An 18317-nucleotide genomic window follows, 5' to 3' on the forward strand; every position below is an offset into this window, starting at 1 on the left:
CGTCTTCTAGGCCGAATAGGCCCGCACAAGAAGGGTGTCCGTAGCTCGGACTCAGCGCGAGGGGCGCAGCAGCCATCCGAGCCCGAAGGCTGCCGCCGCTACGAGAGCGAGCGTGACGGCCTTGTTCTCGTCCGCCCGAGCCGCCACCGCCCGGCCGTGCCGCACGGCTTCACCCCGGTAGTGACGGCCGCGGCGCTGAGCTTCGTCGGCGAGTGCATACCCACGGTCGGCGATCGCTTGGCGACGCTGCTCTGCTTCGTCGGCCAGGGCATGGGCGCGGGAGCTCGCCTCGCCGATGAAGCGTTCGCCATCGCGGCGCAGGTCGTTCACGGTGTCGCGTGCTTCGCCATACGCGTATTGCGCTGCGCCGGCGGCCTGATCGTATGCGCCTTCGACCTGCTGGCGCGCGCGGCCCGTCACAGCGCCGATGGCCGTCTTGCCGCGACCCTGCAGATTGCGGACGCCACCGTCGAAATGATCTCTGTTCATGGACACATCTCCATTCGCGAGCCGATGGAAGGGCGTGGGCCCGATCCATCCTGCCGTCGCACCGATCCGGGCACTGGCCCTGAATCGGGGTCCCGGTCCCGGCCCTCGGAATCGTTGTTCGGTCTTTGATTCTGTCTCAGCCGGACGTCGCATGGACGTCGATCTACGGTGAGGGGAGGGATACTCCCCTCACCGGACTGGGCATCGGGCCGGATCGTCAGATCTTCTTGACGGCGTCGGCTGCGCTCTGAGCCGCGCCCTTGATCCCGTCCTTGGCGTCTCCCACGGTCTTCTGGGCCTCACCCTTCAGTTCCTGCGCCTTGCCTTCGGCCTGCAGCTTCTCGTTGCCCGTGGCCGAGCCGACACCCTGCTTGATGTTGCCGACGGCTTCGTTGGCGAGACCCTTGATCTTGTCGGTGGTGCTGCTCATCGAAATGATCCTCATGATCGCTCGGGGAGGCCGGGACGCGGCATGCGCCGGGCACCGCGAAGTCGAAAGCCGAACGATAACAATTGCTGAAATGTTCCGATTCGAGGCCGTGGAATTGTACGATTCCCGACTGATCCGGGTGAGGAACTCCGCAGCTGAGCACTGACGTGAAGTTAAAGGCCTCCGCAGCAAGAGTTTGAATTTTTTATACGCGTGATCCAAATTTTTTGTTTCGGCTTGCGACGCCATTGCCAGCAAAGTTTCTTGAATTCAAAATATTCCCGGCTAGAACTCGGCAAACAACAGACGAGACACCGAGGAAGACGGTCATGACCGTTCGCGCCGCCATCCCACGTTCGGGCGGGACCACCCATCCGACCCTGGGCACGGCGTCCGCACCGCCTTTCGGGCGCTGGGGTCAGCTGGTGATCGGCGTGATCTGCATGGTGATGATCGCCAACCTGCAATACGGCTGGACGTTCTTCGTCCCCGACATTCAGAAGAAGTTCGGCTTCGACCGGGCGGCGATCCAGTGGGCCTTCACCCTGTTCGTGCTGTTCGAGACCTGGCTGGTCCCGATCGAGGGTTGGTTCGTGGACAAGTACGGCCCGCGCGTGGTCGTGCTGTTCGGCGGCGCGCTCTGCGGCATCGGCTGGGTCATCAACTCCTACGCCGCCTCGCTCAACATGTTCTATCTCGGCCAGGTCGTGGCCGGCATCGGCGCCGGCGCCGTCTACGGCACCTGTGTCGGCTCGGCCCTGAAGTGGTTCCCCGACAAGCGCGGGCTTGCCGCTGGCATCATCGCCGCCGGCTTCGGCGCCGGCTCGGCGCTGACCGTCGCCCCGATCCAGTGGATGATCGCCGACCACGGCTTCCAGGCCGCCTTCTTCAACTTCGGCATCGGCCAGGGCCTCGTCGTCTGCGCGCTCGCCTTCTTCTTCACCTCGCCCAAGAAGGGCCAGGTGCCGGAGGTCGTGGCCAACGCCAACATCATCCAGACCCGGCGCAACTACACCCCCGGYGAAGTCGCCCGCCAGCCGATCTTCTGGCTCATGTACTTCATGTTCGTCATCGTCGGCGCCGGCGGCCTGATGATCACCGCCAACCTCAAGCCCATCGCCTCCGATATCGGCGTCGACAAGGTGCCGGTCACCATCATGGGCATCACCATGGTCGCCATCACCTTCGCGGCCACCATCGACCGCGTACTCAACGGCCTGACCCGCCCGTTCTTCGGATGGGTCTCCGACAAGATCGGCCGCGAGAACACCATGTTCATCGCCTTCGCCATGGAAGGCTTCGGCATCTACATGCTCTACCTCTGGGGCCACGACCCGCTGTGGTTCGTGCTGCTCTCNCGCGAGAACACCATGTTCATCGCCTTCGCCATGGAAGGCTTCGGCATCTACATGCTCTACCTCTGGGGCCACGACCCGCTGTGGTTCGTGCTGCTCTCAGGGTTCGTGTTCTTCGCCTGGGGCGAGATCTACTCTCTCTTCCCCTCCACCTGCACCGACACGTTCGGCACCAAGTTCGCCGCCACCAATGCCGGCCTGCTCTATACCGCCAAGGGCACCGCCGCCCTCCTGGTCCCGGTCGCCAACTACCTCCAGCAGGCCACCAACAGCTGGGACGGCGTCTTCCTCGTCGCCGCCGGCGCCAACATCCTCGCATCCCTCCTCGCCATCGCCGTGCTGAAGCCCTGGCGCAAGCGGGTGGTGGCCCAGGCGCTGGCCGTCTCCGACGAGACCAAGCCTGCCCCCCGCGTAGTGGCTGCCTGAACTGAGGCTGAGCCACCGACCACGAACAGAGTACGGGGGCCGGACGCCAAGTCCTGGCCCCCGCACCCGTTACATCGCCCCGTGATCGCCCTCGCAGGAGATGTCCGATGCCGCTGACCTGGCGCCCGATGCACACGGCCCCGCAGATCGTCGAGCGGATCTGGCTCAACCATCTGACACTCGGCCCGATCCTGGCCGAGGGCCGTCCCGGCCGCTGGTACGCCCCGAGTGCGGCACGCCAAGTCTGGCGTTGGTATCGCCCCGCTGGGCAGGATAATCTGGAACCCTTCGCCGGCTGGCTGCCCTACGAGGCACTCGCGACGGAGGGGAAAGACGCAGCCTCGCTGGATGTCTCGCCTCACGGCCTCCCGGTTACGCATCCCGTCGCAGGGCAACAGGACCGCACCAACTCCTTAGGAGGATAAACGCACGGCTACCGGGCCCGGTATGGCCGAGGCCGCGCTCGTTCACCCATTGCGCCGCCGCTTATCCGCGCCGGTCATGCTGGGGCCGACCCACCAATGAGATGGGGAAAGTCCTTGGCCATCGATCTGCCGGTTCGGATTCTGCGCTCGAGCGATCAGCTCGATTATGACGACTCGCGATCGGTCGTACTCCCCTCGGCGATGACTCCGATACAGGACTGGAATTTCATCACGGCAGAGCCACGACCGCTCATGTCGCTCGCCTTCCGCATGGGAGATTCGATCGCGGCACGTTTCGGCGTGAAGGCGATCGGCGGCCTTTCCGGTGAACGCCGGATCCAAGCGCGCGCGGGTGAAACGTTGGACTTCTTCCTGGTGGAACACAGCGCCCCGGATATGCTGGTTCTCACCGTGCGGGACCGCCGCCTCGACGTCATGATTTGTCTCGCGACCTCCGGTCGCCGTCTCGCGATCACCTCGTCGGTCGTCGTCCACAATGCCTTTGGTTGGGTCTACATGGTGCCGGTCGCGCTGATCCATCGCTTGATCCTCGCCGCCGACCTGCGGCGTTTGACAAACTCGTTGGGGCAGGAAGCCGTGCGTTCCGGTACGTAGGTCGATCACTCGAACAGGGCCGGCGCTCGAGCAACGATGCCGACGACGCGACCGTGCTGGTGGTGCGGCCTTGTCCAATTCCAAAAGAAAACGGCGCGCCTCGCGGCACGCCGTTTTCCTCAATCCACGGCCCCGTCCGAGGACGGGCCGCTTTGCATCTGTCTTAGACGGCGCGTGCCTGGTGCAAGCGCTCGATCTGCTGCTGGGTGTAACCGAGGTCGAGCAGCACTTCGTCAGTGTGCTCTCCGAGGAGCGGCGAAGATTTGATCTCGACCGGCATGTCCGAGAACTTGATCGGGCTTCCGACGGTGAGATACGAGCCGAGCTTGGGGTGCTGCACCTCGACGATGGTGCCGCTGGCGCGCAGCGACGGATCGACCGAGAGTTCCTTCATCGACAGAACCGGCGAACACGGGATGTCGAACTTGCGCAGGATATCGACCGCCTCGAACTTGGTCTTGTCAGCGAGCCATTCCTCGATCGTGCCGAAGATGTCCATGATCTTGTCCTGGCGGGCACGGGCGGTGTTGTAGGCCGGATCGTCGATCCACTCTTCGCGGCCGATCGCCTTGCAGATCGGCGCCCAGGCATGGCCCTGGATCGTGAAGTAGATGTAGGCGTTCGGGTCGGTTTCCCAGCCCTTGCACTTCAGCACCCAGCCCGGCTGCCCGCCGCCGCCCGCATTACCGCCGCGCGGCACCACGTCGGTGAACTCGCCATGCGGGTACTGGGGGTACTCTTCGAGGTAGCCGAGGGCGTCGAGGCGCTGCTGGTCGCGCAGCTTCACACGGCAGAGGTTCAGCACCGAATCCTGCATCGACACGGCGACCTTCTGGCCCTTGCCGGTCTTGTTCTTCTGGTGGAGCGCCGTGAGGATGCCGATGGCGAGGTGCATGCCGGTGTTCGAGTCACCGAGAGCGGCGGCGCTGACGGTGGGGGGGCCGTCCCAGAAGCCGGTGGTGGAGGCGGCGCCGCCGGCGCATTGGGCGACGTTCTCGTAGACCTTCAGGTCCTCGTAATGGTGGCCGTCCGAGAAGCCCTTCACCGAAGCCAGGATCATGCCCGGGTTGAGTTCCTGAATGCGGGCCCAGGAGAAGCCCATGCGGTCGAGGGCGCCGGGTCCGAAATTCTCGACCATCACGTCGGATTGCTTGATGAGGTTCTCGAGGACTTCCTTGCCCTCGGGGGTCTTGGTGTCGAGGGTCAGCGAACGCTTGTTCGAATTCAGCATGGTGAAGTAAAGGGCGTCGGCATCCTCCACGTGGCGCAGCTGCGTCCGTGTCACGTCTCCGGCACCGGGACGCTCGACCTTGATGACGTCGGCGCCGAACCAGGCGAGAAGCTGCGTGCAAGCAGGGCCAGCCTGGACGTGAGTGAAATCGATGATCTTGGTGCCTTCAAGCGGCTTGCTCATCTCGACGTTCTCCCTTTCGATCGTCATGCAACGATAATGGATCGGATAGTTCGAATGTCCGGTTCTGATCCGGAACTCGTGTTGGCCGGTATTCTGGCGAAACCTTTAGCTTTTCGCGCCTCCACTTAAACGGCAGCGCTTTCGAGCTCGCTCAGACGCTTGCGCATCTGACGCTCGTCGTTCCAGCGCCGGGTCTCATCGCGGATGATGGCGAGGATTCCGGTCACCGCGCCGTCAGAACCGTGAAGGAGTCCGACGGTGAAGGCGATCGAGAGTGATCGGCCGTCCTTATGAAGCGCCGGCACGCGCAGCACCTCGGTGCCGTAGCGGGTGATGCCGGTCCGCATTGTCTTGGCGTAACCATCCCAGTGACGCTGGCGCTGGCGTTCCGGGGTGATCAGATCGAGGGATTGGCCGAGCGCCTCGGATGACGAGAACCCGAAGATCCTCTCCGCCGCCGCGTTCCACACGACGATCGCACCGTCCGGATCGGAGACGACGATGGCATCTCCGGCGGCTTCGATCAGTTGAGAGACGTCGATACCGGCGAAATTGGCTTGATCCGACATGGCTTGTTTCGCGTCTTCGAGTGAAACGTCGTCCATCGACTTAGGCAGCAGGTACGGCCGTCAAACGCGATGAGGGATTTCACTTGAGACGCGCGATGCTTCGTTCGCAGTCGTGGTCGCGAATTCGGCTTCCGTCTGGAATATATTGCGGTTGCGAATGCTGCATTGCATCATCGTGATCGCTTCCTCCATTTCGCGGATAGGTCAAACCCCGTCCGTGAGATGTTCCGCGCACTTGCTTTTTCTGTGCGTCTACTGTTGGTATTTGGTATGCCAATGATGGCGGGCTGTCAACACGTGGGCAAGGAGGGGGATGAGATGGAACTCGCCTTCGCTTCTCGTTCGTTGCCTTGCCAGTCGTTGCTTTGCCGCTTCAGTGCGCATGCGGCGGCTAGGCGAGCCGAGAGGAGACGTCCCGGATGGGCAGTGACGGCAGCATCACGATCAGGCAGATCGAGGGCTATCGGTTCGAGATCGATTTTGGGGAAGCCTTCCCGAACCTCGCCGTTGACGAGGCGCCACCCTATGGCGGCGGGGAGGGGCCTTACCCCGAGCAGATCCTGGTCGCTGGCGTCACCAACTGTCTGTGCGCGAGCCTGGTCTTCGCCCTCGGCAAATTCAAACAGGACGCAACCGGGCTCGCAGCGCGATCGAGCTTTCGCGTGGAACGCAACGCGGATGGTCGCCTGAGGATCAGCGGGATCGCAGTCGGCATCGCGCTGGGCGCTCCGGCGGAAACGATGCCACGGCTCGACAAGGTTCTCGAGCAGTTCGAGCGCTTCTGTACCGTCTCCGAGAGCGTCAAAGCGGGGATTCCGGTCACCGTAGCGGTGCGCGACTCGGCTGGAACGCTGCTGAAGTAGCCGTGTAACAAGAGGAAAACGCCATGGACCACGTGCTAGCAGAAACCCCCGAAGACCTTGCCCGTCTCTTCAACGAAAGGGCCAATGCCGGCGATGTGGAGGGGTTGGTCGCCCTCTATGAACCGGATGCCGTGCTGGCCGCCGGAAAGGTGGTTGCGACGGGACATCAGGAGATCCGGGCATTCTACACCGACCTTCTAGCGCGGCGCTCCGAGTTCCCGGCCGCGGAGACGCTGCCGAGCATCCGCAACGGGGGCATCGCGATGACCTTCGCGCGCCTGCCGAACGGAACGATCTCGGTGGAGACGGCACGGAAGCAGGAGGCCGGCGGCTGGCTGTGGATCATCGATCAACTGAAGATCAAGCCTTTGAGCGAAGCCAAGCCGGATTGACGCGGCAGCTTAGGCAAGGGGCGCCGTCCGCAGAGAACGACCGATGCCCGCACCATGTCACCGAACGACGCGAGGCTCGCCGCATGATCGACCCTAAACTCGCAGGACGTCTCGCTTTTGCGCATCGTCTGCCGACGAGGGAGCCCATGCCTTCGGGCCGCCATCCGCTCGGTCTGCTCGATGAGCGCGACGCCATGCTGATCGTGCCGCCGGGGATCAATCCGCGACGGCCGACTCCCCTCGTCGTACTCTTTCATGGCGGCGGCGGGAGTGCGGAGAAGATCCTGCCCATGCTCGAAAAGCATGCGGAGACGCGCGGATTTCTGCTCCTCGCTCCACAATCTGTATTCCCGACCTGGGATCTCGTCATCGGCGGTCACGGGCCGGACCGCGAACGGCTCGACCTCGCTTTGACCGAGGTAGCGTCACGCTTCATGCTCGATCCCCTGCACATCGTCTTCGCCGGCCATTCCGATGGCGGGAGCTACGCTCTCTCCTCCGGCCTCGCCAATGGCCATGTGGTCACCCACCTCATCATCTCCTCGGCCGGGTTCCTGTCGGTACATCTGCAGGCCGGGTCACCACGCATCTTCATCTCACATGGGACACGGGACGAGCAGATACCCATCAATCGCAGCGCACGGGTGCACACTTCGAAACTGAGGGACGTTGGCTACGATGTGACCTCTGTGGAGTATGACGGGCCACACGCCTACCAGCCTGAGGTTGTAACGCAGGCGGTGGAGTTCGTATTCGGCTGACCGAGCCGGCAAGCGTGAATCCTGAAGATCGCCGGCGGATCGAAGCAGGCTCGGCTCGCGTTCAAAAATCATGGATTCGAGCGACCGTGTCATCGTGGAGCAGCAACCGGGAAGCCCTGGGTGGCGAGCGCAGGCACACCCTCCAGGAACCGAAAAAGGAGGGCGCGACGAGGCCAGGATCAGCCGGCTCGGCGAACGTATCGCGCGCCTTCGCAAGGGCCTGCCGCTACGACGCCGCCTCATCGATGGTTTGGTGCACGGCCTTTTATCCGCTGGCGCGGCGATCATCGCTTATCTGCCGACCCAGGCGCTGAACCAGCGTGAGGGGTTCTGGTCGGCGATCACTGCCATCGCCGTACTCCAAACCGAGTTCCGCGCGACGCGGAAAGTCGGGCGGGATCAATTGCTCGGTGCAGCCACGGGGGGGCTCATCGGCCTTGGTATCTGGCTCGGCCTCGGGCAGCATCTGGCTGCCTATGCCCTCGCAGTCATCCTGTCGCTCACGGCCTGCTGGGTGCTGAACGTGGCGAGCGCGGCCCGGCTCGCCGGGATCACCGCGACCATCATCCTGCTCGTCCCCCCATGACGGAACGGCGCAGCATATCTTCGGCTCGCGCGTCATGGAGGTGGGCTGGGGCGTCACCGTGGCGATCATCGTCGGCTGGCTCGCCACGCGGCTGGCTAGATCGACCCCTGACGTCACCGGAAAATGACGAAACCTGTCGTCGTCAGAGCAACGCTCGATCGAGGCGAATGATCCGGCATGGATCGCCGCGCTTCGCGGCCGGAGCGCCGGGTGGGCGAACCAGCAGCGCTTCGGATTGACCGAGGACCGAGAGCATCGAGGAATCCTGGCGCGTTTCGGCGTACGCCATCGGACGGCCGTCATCCGCGATTTCGATCCGCGCCCGCATGTAGTCCTGGCGGATATCGTTGGCCGGCATGTCCGCCCCGAGCAAGGCCGGCTCGCTGCGGTCGGCCCCGGCCTTGGGGTCGCCAAGAAGGGCTCGGATCGCCGGCACGACGAAGAGCAGGCCACAGACTACGGCGGAGACGGGATTGCCCGGTAAACCGATGACCATCATCGGACCGAGGCGTCCATGCATCAGTGGCTTTCCGGGGCGGAGAGCCACTCGCCAGAATCCAAGTTCCAGCCCCTCGCGATGCAGAGCCGCCTGGACGAGGTCATGATCACCTACGGAGGCGCCGCCCAGGGTCACCAGGAGGTCTGCTTTCGCGTCCCGCGCCCGGCCCAGTGCGGCTTCGAGGGAGGCGAGGCTGTCTCCGGCAATGCCGAGATCGATGGGTTCCGCGCCTGCCTCGCGGGCAAGGCTCGCCACCGCCAATCCATTCGAGGCGACGATCTGGTCCCAGCGGGCCGGTTCTCCCGGCGCCACGAGTTCGTCGCCCGTGGCGAGGATCGCGACCCGAGGCCGGCGGCGAACCTGGAGAGTGGCGTGACCACCCGCGGCCGCGAGGGCAAGCCGGCGCGCATCCAGGCACTCCCCCGCCCGCAGGAGCGGATCACCGGACCGGAAATCGAGACCGGGAACGCGGATATGGCGCTTGGCGGCGACCGTTTCCTTCGCCGTGACCACATTGTCCGAGACGTCGGCATTCTCCTGAATGAGGATCGTGTCGGCCCCCGTGGGCACTGGAGCCCCCGTGAGAATCCGTACCGTCTCGCCGGGGCCGATCGTGCCGGAGAAACCGTGGCCGGCAGCGCTCATGCCGATGAGCGCCAGTTTTGCCGGAACGGCGGCCACATCCTCGGAACGCACCGCATAGCCATCCATAGCGGAGGCGGGGAAGGGCGGCTGGGTCCGTAGGGCGGCCACATCCTCGGCCAGGGTCCGGCCGTAGGCGTTGGCCACCCCCACCATCTCGGCTGCCACCGGCTCGGCGGCACTCGCAAGGATGCGCGCGAGCGCCTCCTCCACCGGAATGAGTTTGCTCACGAAGCGCCCTCGGCCCGGTACGAGCCGGACTTTCCGCCATCCTTGGAGACTAGGTGGATGCCTTCGATCCGCATGGCGCGATCGGCCGCCTTCACCATGTCGTAGATCGTGAGGCAGGCGACCGAGACGGCGGTGAGGGCCTCCATCTCGACCCCGGTCGGACCGATCACCTTGACCTCTGCGGTCACGCGAAGGCCTGGCAGGGAATCGTCCGGCTCGCATTCCACCCGGACCTTAGAGATCAGCAGCGGATGGCACAGCGGGATGAGTTCATGCGTGCGTTTCGACGCCATGATGCCCGCGAGCCTCGCCGTGCCGATCACGTCGCCTTTCTTGGCATCGCCTTCGCGGATCAGCCGCAGCGTTTCGGGCAGCATCACCACCACGCCTTCGGCGCGGGCGGTACGGGTGGTGGCGGCTTTGTCGGAGACGTCGACCATATTAGCGGCGCCGGCCGCATCGAGATGCGTGAGGGTGCTCATTTGCCGGCCTTGCCGAAGAGCAGGCGTTTCGTCGCCTTGGTCACGTCCGCTTCGCGCATCAGGCTTTCCCCGACGAGGATCGTCCGAAGTCCACCCTTTTCGAGGCGCAGGACATCGTCGTGCCCGGTGATGCCGCTCTCCGCGACAGCGATACGGTCCTCTGGCACGCCCTTGGCAACGCGGATGGCCGTATCGAACGAGACCTCGAATGTCTTGAGATCGCGGTTGTTGATGCCGAGAAGCCGGGTGCCGAGCGGAATGGCGCGGGCGAGCTCCTCCTCGTCATGCACCTCGACCAGCACATCCATGCCGAGATCGTGCGCGGTCTCGACGAGGGCGAGAGCCTCGTCATCGTCGAGGCACGCCATGATGGCCAGAACGCAATCGGCGCCCCAGGCGCGCGCCTCGAACACTTGGTACGGCTCGAACAGGAAGTCCTTGCGCAGCACGGGCAGCGAACAGGCGTCCCGCGCCTCGGTGAGGTATTCCGGCTTGCCCTGGAAGGAGGGCGTGTCGGTGAGCACCGAGAGACAGGTGGCGCCACCCGCCTCGTACGCAGCGGCGAGGGTGGCGGGGTCGAAATCCTCGCGGATCAGGCCCTTGGACGGCGAGGCCTTCTTCACCTCGGCGATGAGCGCGGGGCGACCCTGCGCGATATGAGCAGCGATCGCATCGGCGAAGGGCCGGACCGGCGAGGCTTTCTCGATGCGCTTCTCGAGCTTCGCGAGCGGTACGCGCAGCTTGGCTTCTGCGATCTCACGGCGCTTATAGGCCTCGATCCGCGCAAGCACGTCACGCCGGTCGGTGGTGGCCGGTGGTGCAACGACGTCCGCAATGGGTTTCGCCTCGCTCATCGGGGCCTCTTTCATGTGTTCGAGACCGCCACGAGGCGTGCAAGGGTTGCTCGTGCCGCGCCGTCATCGATGGCGGAAGCGGCACGGGCCACACCTTCGCTCAAGGTCTGCGCGGAACCGGCGACGACGAGGCCGGCCCCCGCATTGAGAACGGCGATGTCGCGATAGGCGTTGCGCTCGCCCGACAGGACGGCGTTCAGCGCGTGCGCGTTATGGTCGGGATCGCCCCCGCGCAGATCCTCGAGAGTCCAGAGCGGCAGGCCGACGTCGCGCGGATCGATGGTGAAACGGCCGATCCGCCCGTTCTCTAGGGTGACCACCGGCGTCGGCCCGGTGACGGTGATCTCGTCGAGCCCGTCCGACCCGTGCACCGTCCAGACCCGCGTGCTGCCGAGTTCGCCCAATACACGCGTCAGGGGTTCGGCCCAGGCCTCGGTGGAGACGCCCAGAAGCTGGCGCTCGACACCGGCCGGATTCGAGAGCGGCCCCAACAGGTTGAAGATCGTCCGCGTCGGCAGTTCGGAGCGCACCGGCGCCACATGGCGCATCGCGCCGTGATGGGTCTGAGCGAACATGAAGCAGAGGCCGGCCTGTGCGAGGCAGCGGGCCAGCCCGTCTGGGTCGAGACCGATTTTCACGCCAAGGGAAACGAGGACATCGGCCGCACCCGAGCGCGAGGTGGCCGCACGGTTGCCGTGCTTGGCCACCGGCACGCCGCAGGCCGCCGTGAGGATCGCGGCGAGAGTCGAGACGTTGTAGCTGCCCGAATGGTCGCCGCCGGTGCCGACGATGTCGATGGCGCCGGGAACCGGGACCACGCGCACCATCCGCGCCCGCATGGCCTCCACCGCGCCGACGATCTCGTCCTCGGCTTCGCCACGCACCTTCAGGGCGATGAGGAAGGCGCTGGCCTGGACCGGCGTCACCTCGCCCGAGAGCAGGTCGTCGAAGGCGGCGCGCGCCTCCGCCCGGTCGAGACTCGACCCGGCCGCGACTTTCGCGAGGAGCGGCTTGAAGGTGTCCATGGGTCGGAAGCGTCAATCAAAATCGATCGATGCGTCAATGCACGCCGGACCCGCGCTTGTCACGTCCCGCGTTCCACGCCGCGGCGATGTCGAGGAAGTTGCGCAGGATCTGCGAGCCGTGATGCGAGAGGATGCTCTCCGGGTGGAACTGCACGCCGTGGACCGGGAGTGTGGCGTGTTCCAGCGCCATGATGAGCCCGTCCGCTTCCGCCGTGACGACGAGATCCTGCGGACACCCGCCGCGCTCCACCACGAGCGAGTGATAGCGCGTGGCATCGAAGGGGCCGTTCAGCCCGCGAAAGACCCCCGTTGCCCTGTGGGTGATGCTCGAGACCTTGCCATGCATGGGCTTTGGCGCGCGCACCACGTCGCCGCCGAAGGCCTGACCGATCGCCTGGAGGCCGAGACAGACTCCGAAGATCGGCACCTCGCCGGAGAGGTCGCGCACCACGTCGAGGCAGATGCCGGCCTCGTTGGGCGTGCACGGCCCCGGAGACAGCACCACCGCATCGGGCGCGCGCTCGCGGATCTCGTCGATGGTGATCTGGTCGTTGCGCACGACATCGATCGATCCGCAAAGCGGCCCGATGAGATGGACGAGATTCCAGGTGAAGGAATCGTAGTTGTCGATGACGAGGACGTTGGCCATGATCGCGCTTCTCTTGATCCCCCTCGTGTGACGAGGTGAGCCGAGGGGGTCAAGCGTTCTCGCGCCGCGTCCGCTCTCAGACCCCGATCGTCGGATGCTGGACGGCGGTGCCGTCCCCTAGATGCGTACGGATGAAGGCACCGGCGCTCGCCAGCGATCGCCGCCCCTCGGCAAGCTGCGGATAGAACATGTGCCAAGCATGGATCATGTGCGGCCAGACTTGAAGCGTCACGGCGACGTCCGCCGAGGCGGCCACCCCGGCGAGGCGAAGGGAATCGTCCAGCAGGGTCTCGGCGCTGCCGACCTGGATCAGCATCGGCGGCAGGCCGCCGAGGTCGGCATGAAGCGGCGAGATCAGCGGGGTCGCCGCGTCCTTTCCTGCGCAATAGGCCTCCGCGAGTTCCATCAGGTATTCCCGTTGGATCAGGGGATCGACCGCCGCCTTGGTGTCCATGCTGGCACCGGTCATCTCCAGATCGACCCAGGGCGACGTGAGCCAAAGACAGCGCGGAAGCGGCAGGCCGGCATCACGCAGCGAGAGGGCCGTCGCGACGGCAAGCCCGCCGCCGGCACTCTCCCCGGACAAGACGATGTTCCTGGGGCTGACACCCGATTCGAGCAGGAAGCGGTAACCCGCCAGGGCGTCATCAAGGGCCGCGGGAAACGGATGTTCCGGCGCGAGCCGGTAATCCAGCGCCAACGTCCGTGATCCGGCAGCGCGGCCCGTCTCGGCCATCATGTGCCGGTGACTGTTGAGCGAGCCGGACACGTATCCGCCGCCATGCAGGAACAGGACGACGCGGGTCGGGTCCGCCCCCGGGCTCCCGGTCCATTCGGCCGACACCCCGCCCGCATCGACGGGCACGACCGTCACATCGGGGGGAACTGGATAATGCGCGCCGAACCCGTCGAGCCGTTCACGGCGCTCGGCGAGATTCGAAGACCGTGGACTGGCCGCGAGAAGATCCCTGATGGCATCGATCTCGGTCTCAGCCATCACGTTCCTCCGCCATCGCAACCCGTCGATATACGACCGATTCGATGTCTGTCGGCAATCGCGGGCCAAGCGGAAGGACTGCCTTGGTGCGCGGAAGGACTATTGCCCCCGCCGCGCCCGGCTCGCGAACATCACCGCATCCTCCGCGGCGCGGAACAGGGCTTTGGCCTTGTTCACGCATTCCTGCTGTTCGGAGGCCGGATCAGAATCGTAGACGATGCCGGCGCCGGCCTGAACATGCATCCGACCGTCCTTCACGATGGCGGTGCGCAGCACGATGCAGGTATCCATCTCGCCGCGTGCGCCGAAATAACCGATGCAGCCGCCATAAGGGCCGCGCTTCTCGCGTTCGAGCTCGTCGATGATCTCCATCGCCCTGACCTTCGGCGCGCCGGAGACCGTGCCGGCCGGAAACCCGGCCGAGAGGGCATCGAGTGCGTCGTGGCTCGGATCGAGATCGCCCTCGACATTCGAGACGATGTGCATGACCTGGCTGTAATATTCGAGGAAGAACGACCCCGTTACGGTCACGCTGCCGATGCGCGAGACCCGGCCGACATCGTTGCGGCCGAGATCGAGCAGCATCAGGTGCTCAGAGCGTTCCTTCGGATCGGCCAGCAGTTCCTCGGCCAGGGCCTTGTCCTCGGACGGAGTGGCGCCGCGCCGGCGGGTACCGGCGATGGGGCGGATCGTGACGCGTCCCTCGCGCACGCGCACGAGGATCTCGGGAGACGAGCACACGACCTGAAAATCTTCGAAGTCGAGGTAGCACAGGAAGGGGGCCGGGTTGGTCCGCCGCAGGGACCGGTAGAGGGCGAAGGCCGGCAGCGTGAACGGCGCCTCGAAGCGCTGGGACAGCACGACCTGGAAAACGTCACCGGCGACGATGTACTCCTTCGCCCGCGCGACCATGTCGAGATAGGCGTCCGGCGTCGTGTTCGAGACCGGCTCGGGATGGGCGATGGTGAGGGGGTCGATCCGCGATTCCACCGGAAGCGGACCTTCCAGGACATCGGCCACGCGCTCCAGACGGGCGAGCGCGCCCTCATAGGCCGCACGCGCCGAAACCCCTGCGCTCGGGCGCACCGGGCCGACCACGGTGATGATGTCGCGCACGGCATCGAATACCACCATGACGCGCGGCCGGACGAGGATCGCGTCGGGAACGCCAAGGGGATCCGGGTTCGACACCCCGAGCCGCTCCATGGCCCGGACCATGTCGTAGCCGAGATAGCCGAAGAGGCCCGCCGCCATGGGCGGGAGTTCGACATCGTCATCGGCTCCGATGGCGCTTTCGGCGATGAGGGACCGGAGGCTTGCCAGCGGCGACGCGTCATCGCGCTCGAACACCGACAGGTCGCTGCCCCGTGCGGTCTCCGGTCGGCCGTCGCGACAGCGCCAGGCGAGGTCGGGGTCGAGGCCTATCATCGAGTAGCGGCCGCGCACCGCACCGCCCTCGACGGATTCGAGGAGGAAGGCCGGCCCGGCATGGACCGCCCGCAGCTTGAGGAAAGCCGCGACCGGAGTCTCCAGATCGGCCACCAGGGTCAGGTTGAGGAGGGTCGGCCGCCCTGCCTCGTAGGCCTCCGCGAACGCGGCGTAATCCGGCTCCTGAAACATGATCGGTTCAGTACTCGCCGCCGATCGCGCGCCGGAACGCCGTCTGGTTGACGGTGATCCCCACGCTTTTCTGAACGTCGGCGATGTACTCGCCGAGGATGTCATCGATGAGGGTCGCCTGGAACCGCTTCGAGATCGCCTCGTCGGAGGGGCTGCCGGGCACGAAGGCGGGCATCGTCGCCGCCGTGACCTTGGCGACCACACGCGACTCGCCGGATTCGACCGAAACGGCCTTGTCCACCGGGATGGCGAAGAGGCGATTGACCACGTCGGCCGAGAGGCCGTCCTTGGACTGGCTGCGGGCGATGTCCGTGGAGGTTTGCACCTGCACGCCGACTTCCGCCGCGAGCGTGTCGATGGCCTCGCCCTTGTCCAGACGCTCGGTCAGGCTGCGTGCCTTGTCGGACAGGCGCTTGGCCACCTCGGCAGCGCGCCATTGGGCGGCTGCCTGATCGCGCACCAGGTCGAGGGGTTTGTCATGGGCTTGGTCTATGCCGGTGACGTCGACCCAGACGTAGCCGCCGGACTTCAGGCGAAGCGCCTCGGTGTCGCTCCCGATCTCGGAGCGGAACACGATCGGCAGCGTCGTGTCGCGATCCGGAATGGAATCGACGAGCTTGCCCGACGGGTCGAGTCCCTGGGCGCTCACCGCCGGCACGGTCACGAGGGTGAGGCCCCGCTCCTTGGCGATCTCGGCCAGCGGCTTGCTGTTGGCGCGCTCGTCCTCGATCGTGTCGTGGTCCTTTTCAACGGCGGTCTTGGCGCGCTCGAGAGCGATGGTCTTGCGGATCTCCGGCGCCACGTCGGCGAGGGGCTTGCGTGTCTCGGGTTCGATGGCCGTGACTCGGAGGAGCACGGTGCCGAAGCGACCCTTGACCGGGGCGCTCACGGTGTTTTGGGCAAGCGAGAAGGCGGCCTCTGCGACGGCCGGGTCGAACAGTTCGGCCTTCGTCAGGTTCCCCAGAGACAGTTCCTTCGCGTCCACGCCGCGCGCCAGAGCGACGGCCTCGAACGGCTTTTCGCCGGATTCGATCTCCTTGCGCGCCGCCTCGGCGGAGGCCTCGTCGGGGAACACGATCTGCTGGATCGTGCGCCGCTCCGGCGTGCCGTATTGCGCCTTGGCGAGCTCGTAGCGCTTCTGCACATCCTCGTCCGTGACAGCGTCGGGCTTGGCCATCGCCTGCGGATCGAGGGCGAGGAGGGTCACGGCCCGGTAGTCCGGCGCGCGGAATGCGCTCCTGTTCTCGTCGTAGAAGGTCTTCACCTCCTCGTCCGTCGGTGCGGGAATGTCTCCCGCCACGGAAGGGGGCAGCATCATGAAGGAGGCCGACCGGCGCTCGGTGGTGTAGCGATGCACGGCCTCCCGCAGGGCGGCGGGGACATGAATGTCCGCGGCCACGGCCTCGGCGATCTGGAGCCGTCCGGCGGCGGCGCGCTGGTCGCGCACGAACATCGCCTCGTTGATGCCGGCGCGCTGCAGCGTCTGGAAGAAGAGCGTCTGGTCGAAGGAGCCGTTGGCCCCCTTGAAGGTCGGCTCTTCTTGAATCGCGCGCAATACTGCCGAATCCGGGATGACGAGACCGAGATCCTTAGCCTGCTGGTCGAGGGAGGCCTCGCTGATTAGCTGCGAAAGGACCTGCCGATCGAGACCGAGGCCCCGGGCCTGTTCGGGAGTCAAGCTGCGCTGAAGCTGGCTCTGATAGCGCTGCAGCTGCAGCTGATAGGCCGAGCGCACCGCCTCCGAAGTGATCTGCGTCTTGCCCACCGTGGCCACGGTCGTGGCGGAGTTCGAGCGGAAGAAATCTTCCACCCCGAAAATCGCAACGCCGGCGATGAGGAAGGTGAAGACCACCGTGAGAATGATCTTGCCGAGCCAATGCTGGCTCGCACTACGCATGTTCTGCAGCATCGGAACGTTCGAAAATCCGTCGTGATGGCGTGCCGAGGCACGCTCCAGGCCGCCCGCGATAGACCATCCGGTGGCCCCAGCAAAGGCCGGGCGAATCCTCGAGCCCATGTTTGCGCCCGCTAGTCGGCTCTGTTACGGCCCCGCTCACGATCCGGTGAAGCCGGACCAGCAGCATCTGAGCGCGAGGAATACGATGTCGAAGTCGGGACGGCGGCCGCTGATCGCCGGCAACTGGAAGATGAACGGCCTGCGCAGTTCGGTTCCCGTGGTCGAGGCCATCCGCGACGGGCTCTCGCCCGAACTCGCATCCCGGATCGACGTCCTCGTCTGCCCCCCTTCGACGCTGATTTCTTCCTGTGTGGCGGCGGTCTACGGGTCCGCCATCGCCATCGGCGGTCAGAACCTTCATGCCAAGGCCAGCGGCGCCTTCACCGGCAGCATCTCCGCCGAGATGCTGGCCGATCTCGGGGCGAGCTACGTCATCGTCGGGCATTCGGAGCGCCGCGCCTATCACCACGAGACCGACGATGGCGTCCATGCCAAGGCATTGGGTGCCCGCCGCGCCGGACTCTGCGGCATCATCTGCGTCGGCGAGACGCAGGAGGAACGCGAAGAGGGCCGGACCCTCGATATCGTCCGTGCCCAGCTCGCCATCGGCGTCCCCAAGGGGGCGAAGGCCTCCGATACGGTCATCGCCTACGAGCCTGTCTGGGCCATCGGTACCGGCCTGACACCGACCCCGTCCGACATCGCCGAAGTCCATGCTTCCCTGCGTGAGATGCTCGGACAGCTCATCGGCGCGGAGGCCGCCAAGGTCCGTATCCTCTATGGCGGTTCGGTGAAGCCGGGTAACGCCCGCGAATTGATGGCGGTAGAGAATGTGGACGGGGCGCTGGTCGGAGGCGCCAGTCTCGTCGCCTCCGACTTCCTGGGGATAGCGGCCGCCTACGCCTGAAACATTCGCCGCCCTGGGGCGATGCAGGATTTGGCGTGAGACACCATCTCGTGTAGGAGCCTGCCCTTTGCGGACGTTCCTCGCCGGGCCTCTTCGGGCGCCGGATACGGCCTACGTGGTTCACGGACC

General features: G+C 65.6%; 20 protein-coding genes and 1 pseudogene. 9 read left to right on the forward strand and 12 right to left on the reverse strand.

Annotation, left to right across the window (positions count from 1 at the left end; all coding sequences use genetic code 11):
* Positions 1-51: 51 nt before the first annotated feature.
* Positions 52-489: a CsbD family protein gene (locus tag ASF32_RS09540; protein ID WP_056426954.1), complete on the reverse strand. Its 438-nt coding sequence runs from the start codon at positions 487-489 to the stop codon at positions 52-54.
* Positions 490-706: 217 nt separating this feature from the next.
* Positions 707-919: a CsbD family protein gene (locus ASF32_RS09545; RefSeq protein WP_056251411.1), complete on the reverse strand. Its 213-nt coding sequence runs from the start codon at positions 917-919 to the stop codon at positions 707-709.
* A 329-nt stretch (positions 920-1248) separates the two neighbouring features.
* Here ASF32_RS09545 and oxlT point away from each other — a divergent pair.
* From oxlT to ASF32_RS09565, 4 genes and pseudogenes are all read left to right on the forward strand, one after another.
* Positions 1249-2276, forward strand: a 1028-nt coding sequence (oxlT, locus tag ASF32_RS09555; RefSeq protein WP_244483617.1) for an oxalate/formate MFS antiporter, incomplete at its 3' end; no start/stop codon positions are given.
* Position 2277: 1 nt separating this feature from the next.
* Positions 2278-2700: pseudogene (locus ASF32_RS26415) on the forward strand (oxalate/formate MFS antiporter); the annotation flags it as partial.
* Positions 2701-2807: 107 nt separating this feature from the next.
* On the forward strand, positions 2808-3125 hold the full coding sequence (locus ASF32_RS09560) for a hypothetical protein (protein ID WP_056426960.1): 318 nt from the start codon (positions 2808-2810) through the stop codon (positions 3123-3125).
* Positions 3126-3239: 114 nt separating this feature from the next.
* On the forward strand, positions 3240-3740 hold the full coding sequence (locus ASF32_RS09565; protein WP_200919083.1) for a DUF2867 domain-containing protein: 501 nt from the start codon (positions 3240-3242) through the stop codon (positions 3738-3740).
* 163 nt (positions 3741-3903) lie between these two features.
* On the opposite strand, the gene frc is transcribed toward ASF32_RS09565, so the two are convergent.
* Together frc and ASF32_RS09575 are read right to left on the reverse strand one after the other, a co-directional pair.
* Complete coding sequence (gene frc, locus ASF32_RS09570; RefSeq protein ID WP_056427099.1) at positions 3904-5154, reverse strand: formyl-CoA transferase; 1251 nt, start codon at positions 5152-5154, stop codon at positions 3904-3906.
* Positions 5155-5279: 125 nt separating this feature from the next.
* Positions 5280-5723: a PAS domain S-box protein gene (locus tag ASF32_RS09575; protein ID WP_056426967.1), complete on the reverse strand. Its 444-nt coding sequence runs from the start codon at positions 5721-5723 to the stop codon at positions 5280-5282.
* Positions 5724-6142: 419 nt separating this feature from the next.
* Here ASF32_RS09575 and ASF32_RS09580 point away from each other — a divergent pair, with 419 nt between their 5' ends.
* The 4 genes from ASF32_RS09580 (at position 6143) to ASF32_RS26420 (ending at position 8325) form a co-directional block, all read left to right on the forward strand.
* Entirely contained in the window at positions 6143-6586 is a 444-nt protein-coding gene (locus ASF32_RS09580; protein WP_056426970.1) for an OsmC family protein, read from the forward strand.
* Positions 6587-6609: 23 nt separating this feature from the next.
* Positions 6610-6978, forward strand: a complete 369-nt coding sequence (locus ASF32_RS09585) for a nuclear transport factor 2 family protein (RefSeq protein ID WP_056426973.1) — start codon at positions 6610-6612, stop codon at positions 6976-6978.
* An 83-nt stretch (positions 6979-7061) separates the two neighbouring features.
* On the forward strand, positions 7062-7739 hold the full coding sequence (locus tag ASF32_RS09590; RefSeq protein WP_056426976.1) for an esterase: 678 nt from the start codon (positions 7062-7064) through the stop codon (positions 7737-7739).
* Positions 7740-7992: 253 nt separating this feature from the next.
* Positions 7993-8325: an FUSC family protein gene (locus ASF32_RS26420; RefSeq protein ID WP_244477891.1), complete on the forward strand. Its 333-nt coding sequence runs from the start codon at positions 7993-7995 to the stop codon at positions 8323-8325.
* Positions 8326-8467: 142 nt separating this feature from the next.
* Here ASF32_RS26420 and glp read toward each other — a convergent pair whose 3' ends face one another.
* The 8 genes from glp to ASF32_RS09635 all read right to left on the reverse strand — a co-directional run bounded on the left by glp (position 8468) and on the right by ASF32_RS09635 (position 17233).
* Positions 8468-9697 carry a gephyrin-like molybdotransferase Glp gene (gene glp, locus ASF32_RS09600; protein WP_056426979.1) on the reverse strand — a complete coding sequence of 410 codons (1230 nt, stop codon included), beginning with the start codon at positions 9695-9697 and terminating at the stop codon, positions 8468-8470.
* Positions 9694-10179 carry a cyclic pyranopterin monophosphate synthase MoaC gene (moaC, locus tag ASF32_RS09605; protein ID WP_056426982.1) on the reverse strand — a complete coding sequence of 162 codons (486 nt, stop codon included), beginning with the start codon at positions 10177-10179 and terminating at the stop codon, positions 9694-9696. The genes glp and moaC overlap by 4 nt, the downstream gene beginning before the upstream one ends.
* Positions 10176-11033 carry an indole-3-glycerol phosphate synthase TrpC gene (gene trpC / locus ASF32_RS09610; RefSeq protein WP_056427102.1) on the reverse strand — a complete coding sequence of 286 codons (858 nt, stop codon included), beginning with the start codon at positions 11031-11033 and terminating at the stop codon, positions 10176-10178. The genes moaC and trpC overlap by 4 nt, the downstream gene beginning before the upstream one ends.
* 11 nt (positions 11034-11044) lie before the next feature.
* Positions 11045-12058 (reverse strand): anthranilate phosphoribosyltransferase, encoded by a 1014-nt coding sequence (trpD, locus tag ASF32_RS09615; protein ID WP_056426987.1) that lies wholly within the window; start codon positions 12056-12058, stop codon positions 11045-11047.
* A gap of 34 nt (positions 12059-12092) precedes the next feature.
* Positions 12093-12707: an aminodeoxychorismate/anthranilate synthase component II gene (locus ASF32_RS09620; RefSeq protein ID WP_056426990.1), complete on the reverse strand. Its 615-nt coding sequence runs from the start codon at positions 12705-12707 to the stop codon at positions 12093-12095.
* A gap of 76 nt (positions 12708-12783) precedes the next feature.
* On the reverse strand, positions 12784-13704 hold the full coding sequence (locus ASF32_RS09625; protein WP_056426993.1) for an alpha/beta hydrolase: 921 nt from the start codon (positions 13702-13704) through the stop codon (positions 12784-12786).
* 99 nt (positions 13705-13803) lie between these two features.
* The gene (trpE, locus tag ASF32_RS09630) at positions 13804-15324 is read right to left on the reverse strand and encodes an anthranilate synthase component I (protein ID WP_056426996.1); all 1521 of its coding nucleotides are present in this window, start codon (positions 15322-15324) and stop codon (positions 13804-13806) included.
* A gap of 7 nt (positions 15325-15331) precedes the next feature.
* The gene (locus ASF32_RS09635) at positions 15332-17233 is read right to left on the reverse strand and encodes a peptidylprolyl isomerase (RefSeq protein WP_056426999.1); all 1902 of its coding nucleotides are present in this window, start codon (positions 17231-17233) and stop codon (positions 15332-15334) included.
* A gap of 193 nt (positions 17234-17426) precedes the next feature.
* Between ASF32_RS09635 and tpiA the strand changes: the two genes are divergently transcribed.
* Complete coding sequence (tpiA, locus tag ASF32_RS09640) at positions 17427-18188, forward strand: triose-phosphate isomerase (RefSeq protein WP_056427105.1); 762 nt, start codon at positions 17427-17429, stop codon at positions 18186-18188.
* Positions 18189-18317: the final 129 nt, after the last annotated feature.

This window comes from Methylobacterium sp. Leaf91 (assembly GCF_001422815.1).
Taxonomy (GTDB): Bacteria; Pseudomonadota; Alphaproteobacteria; order Rhizobiales; family Beijerinckiaceae; genus Methylobacterium.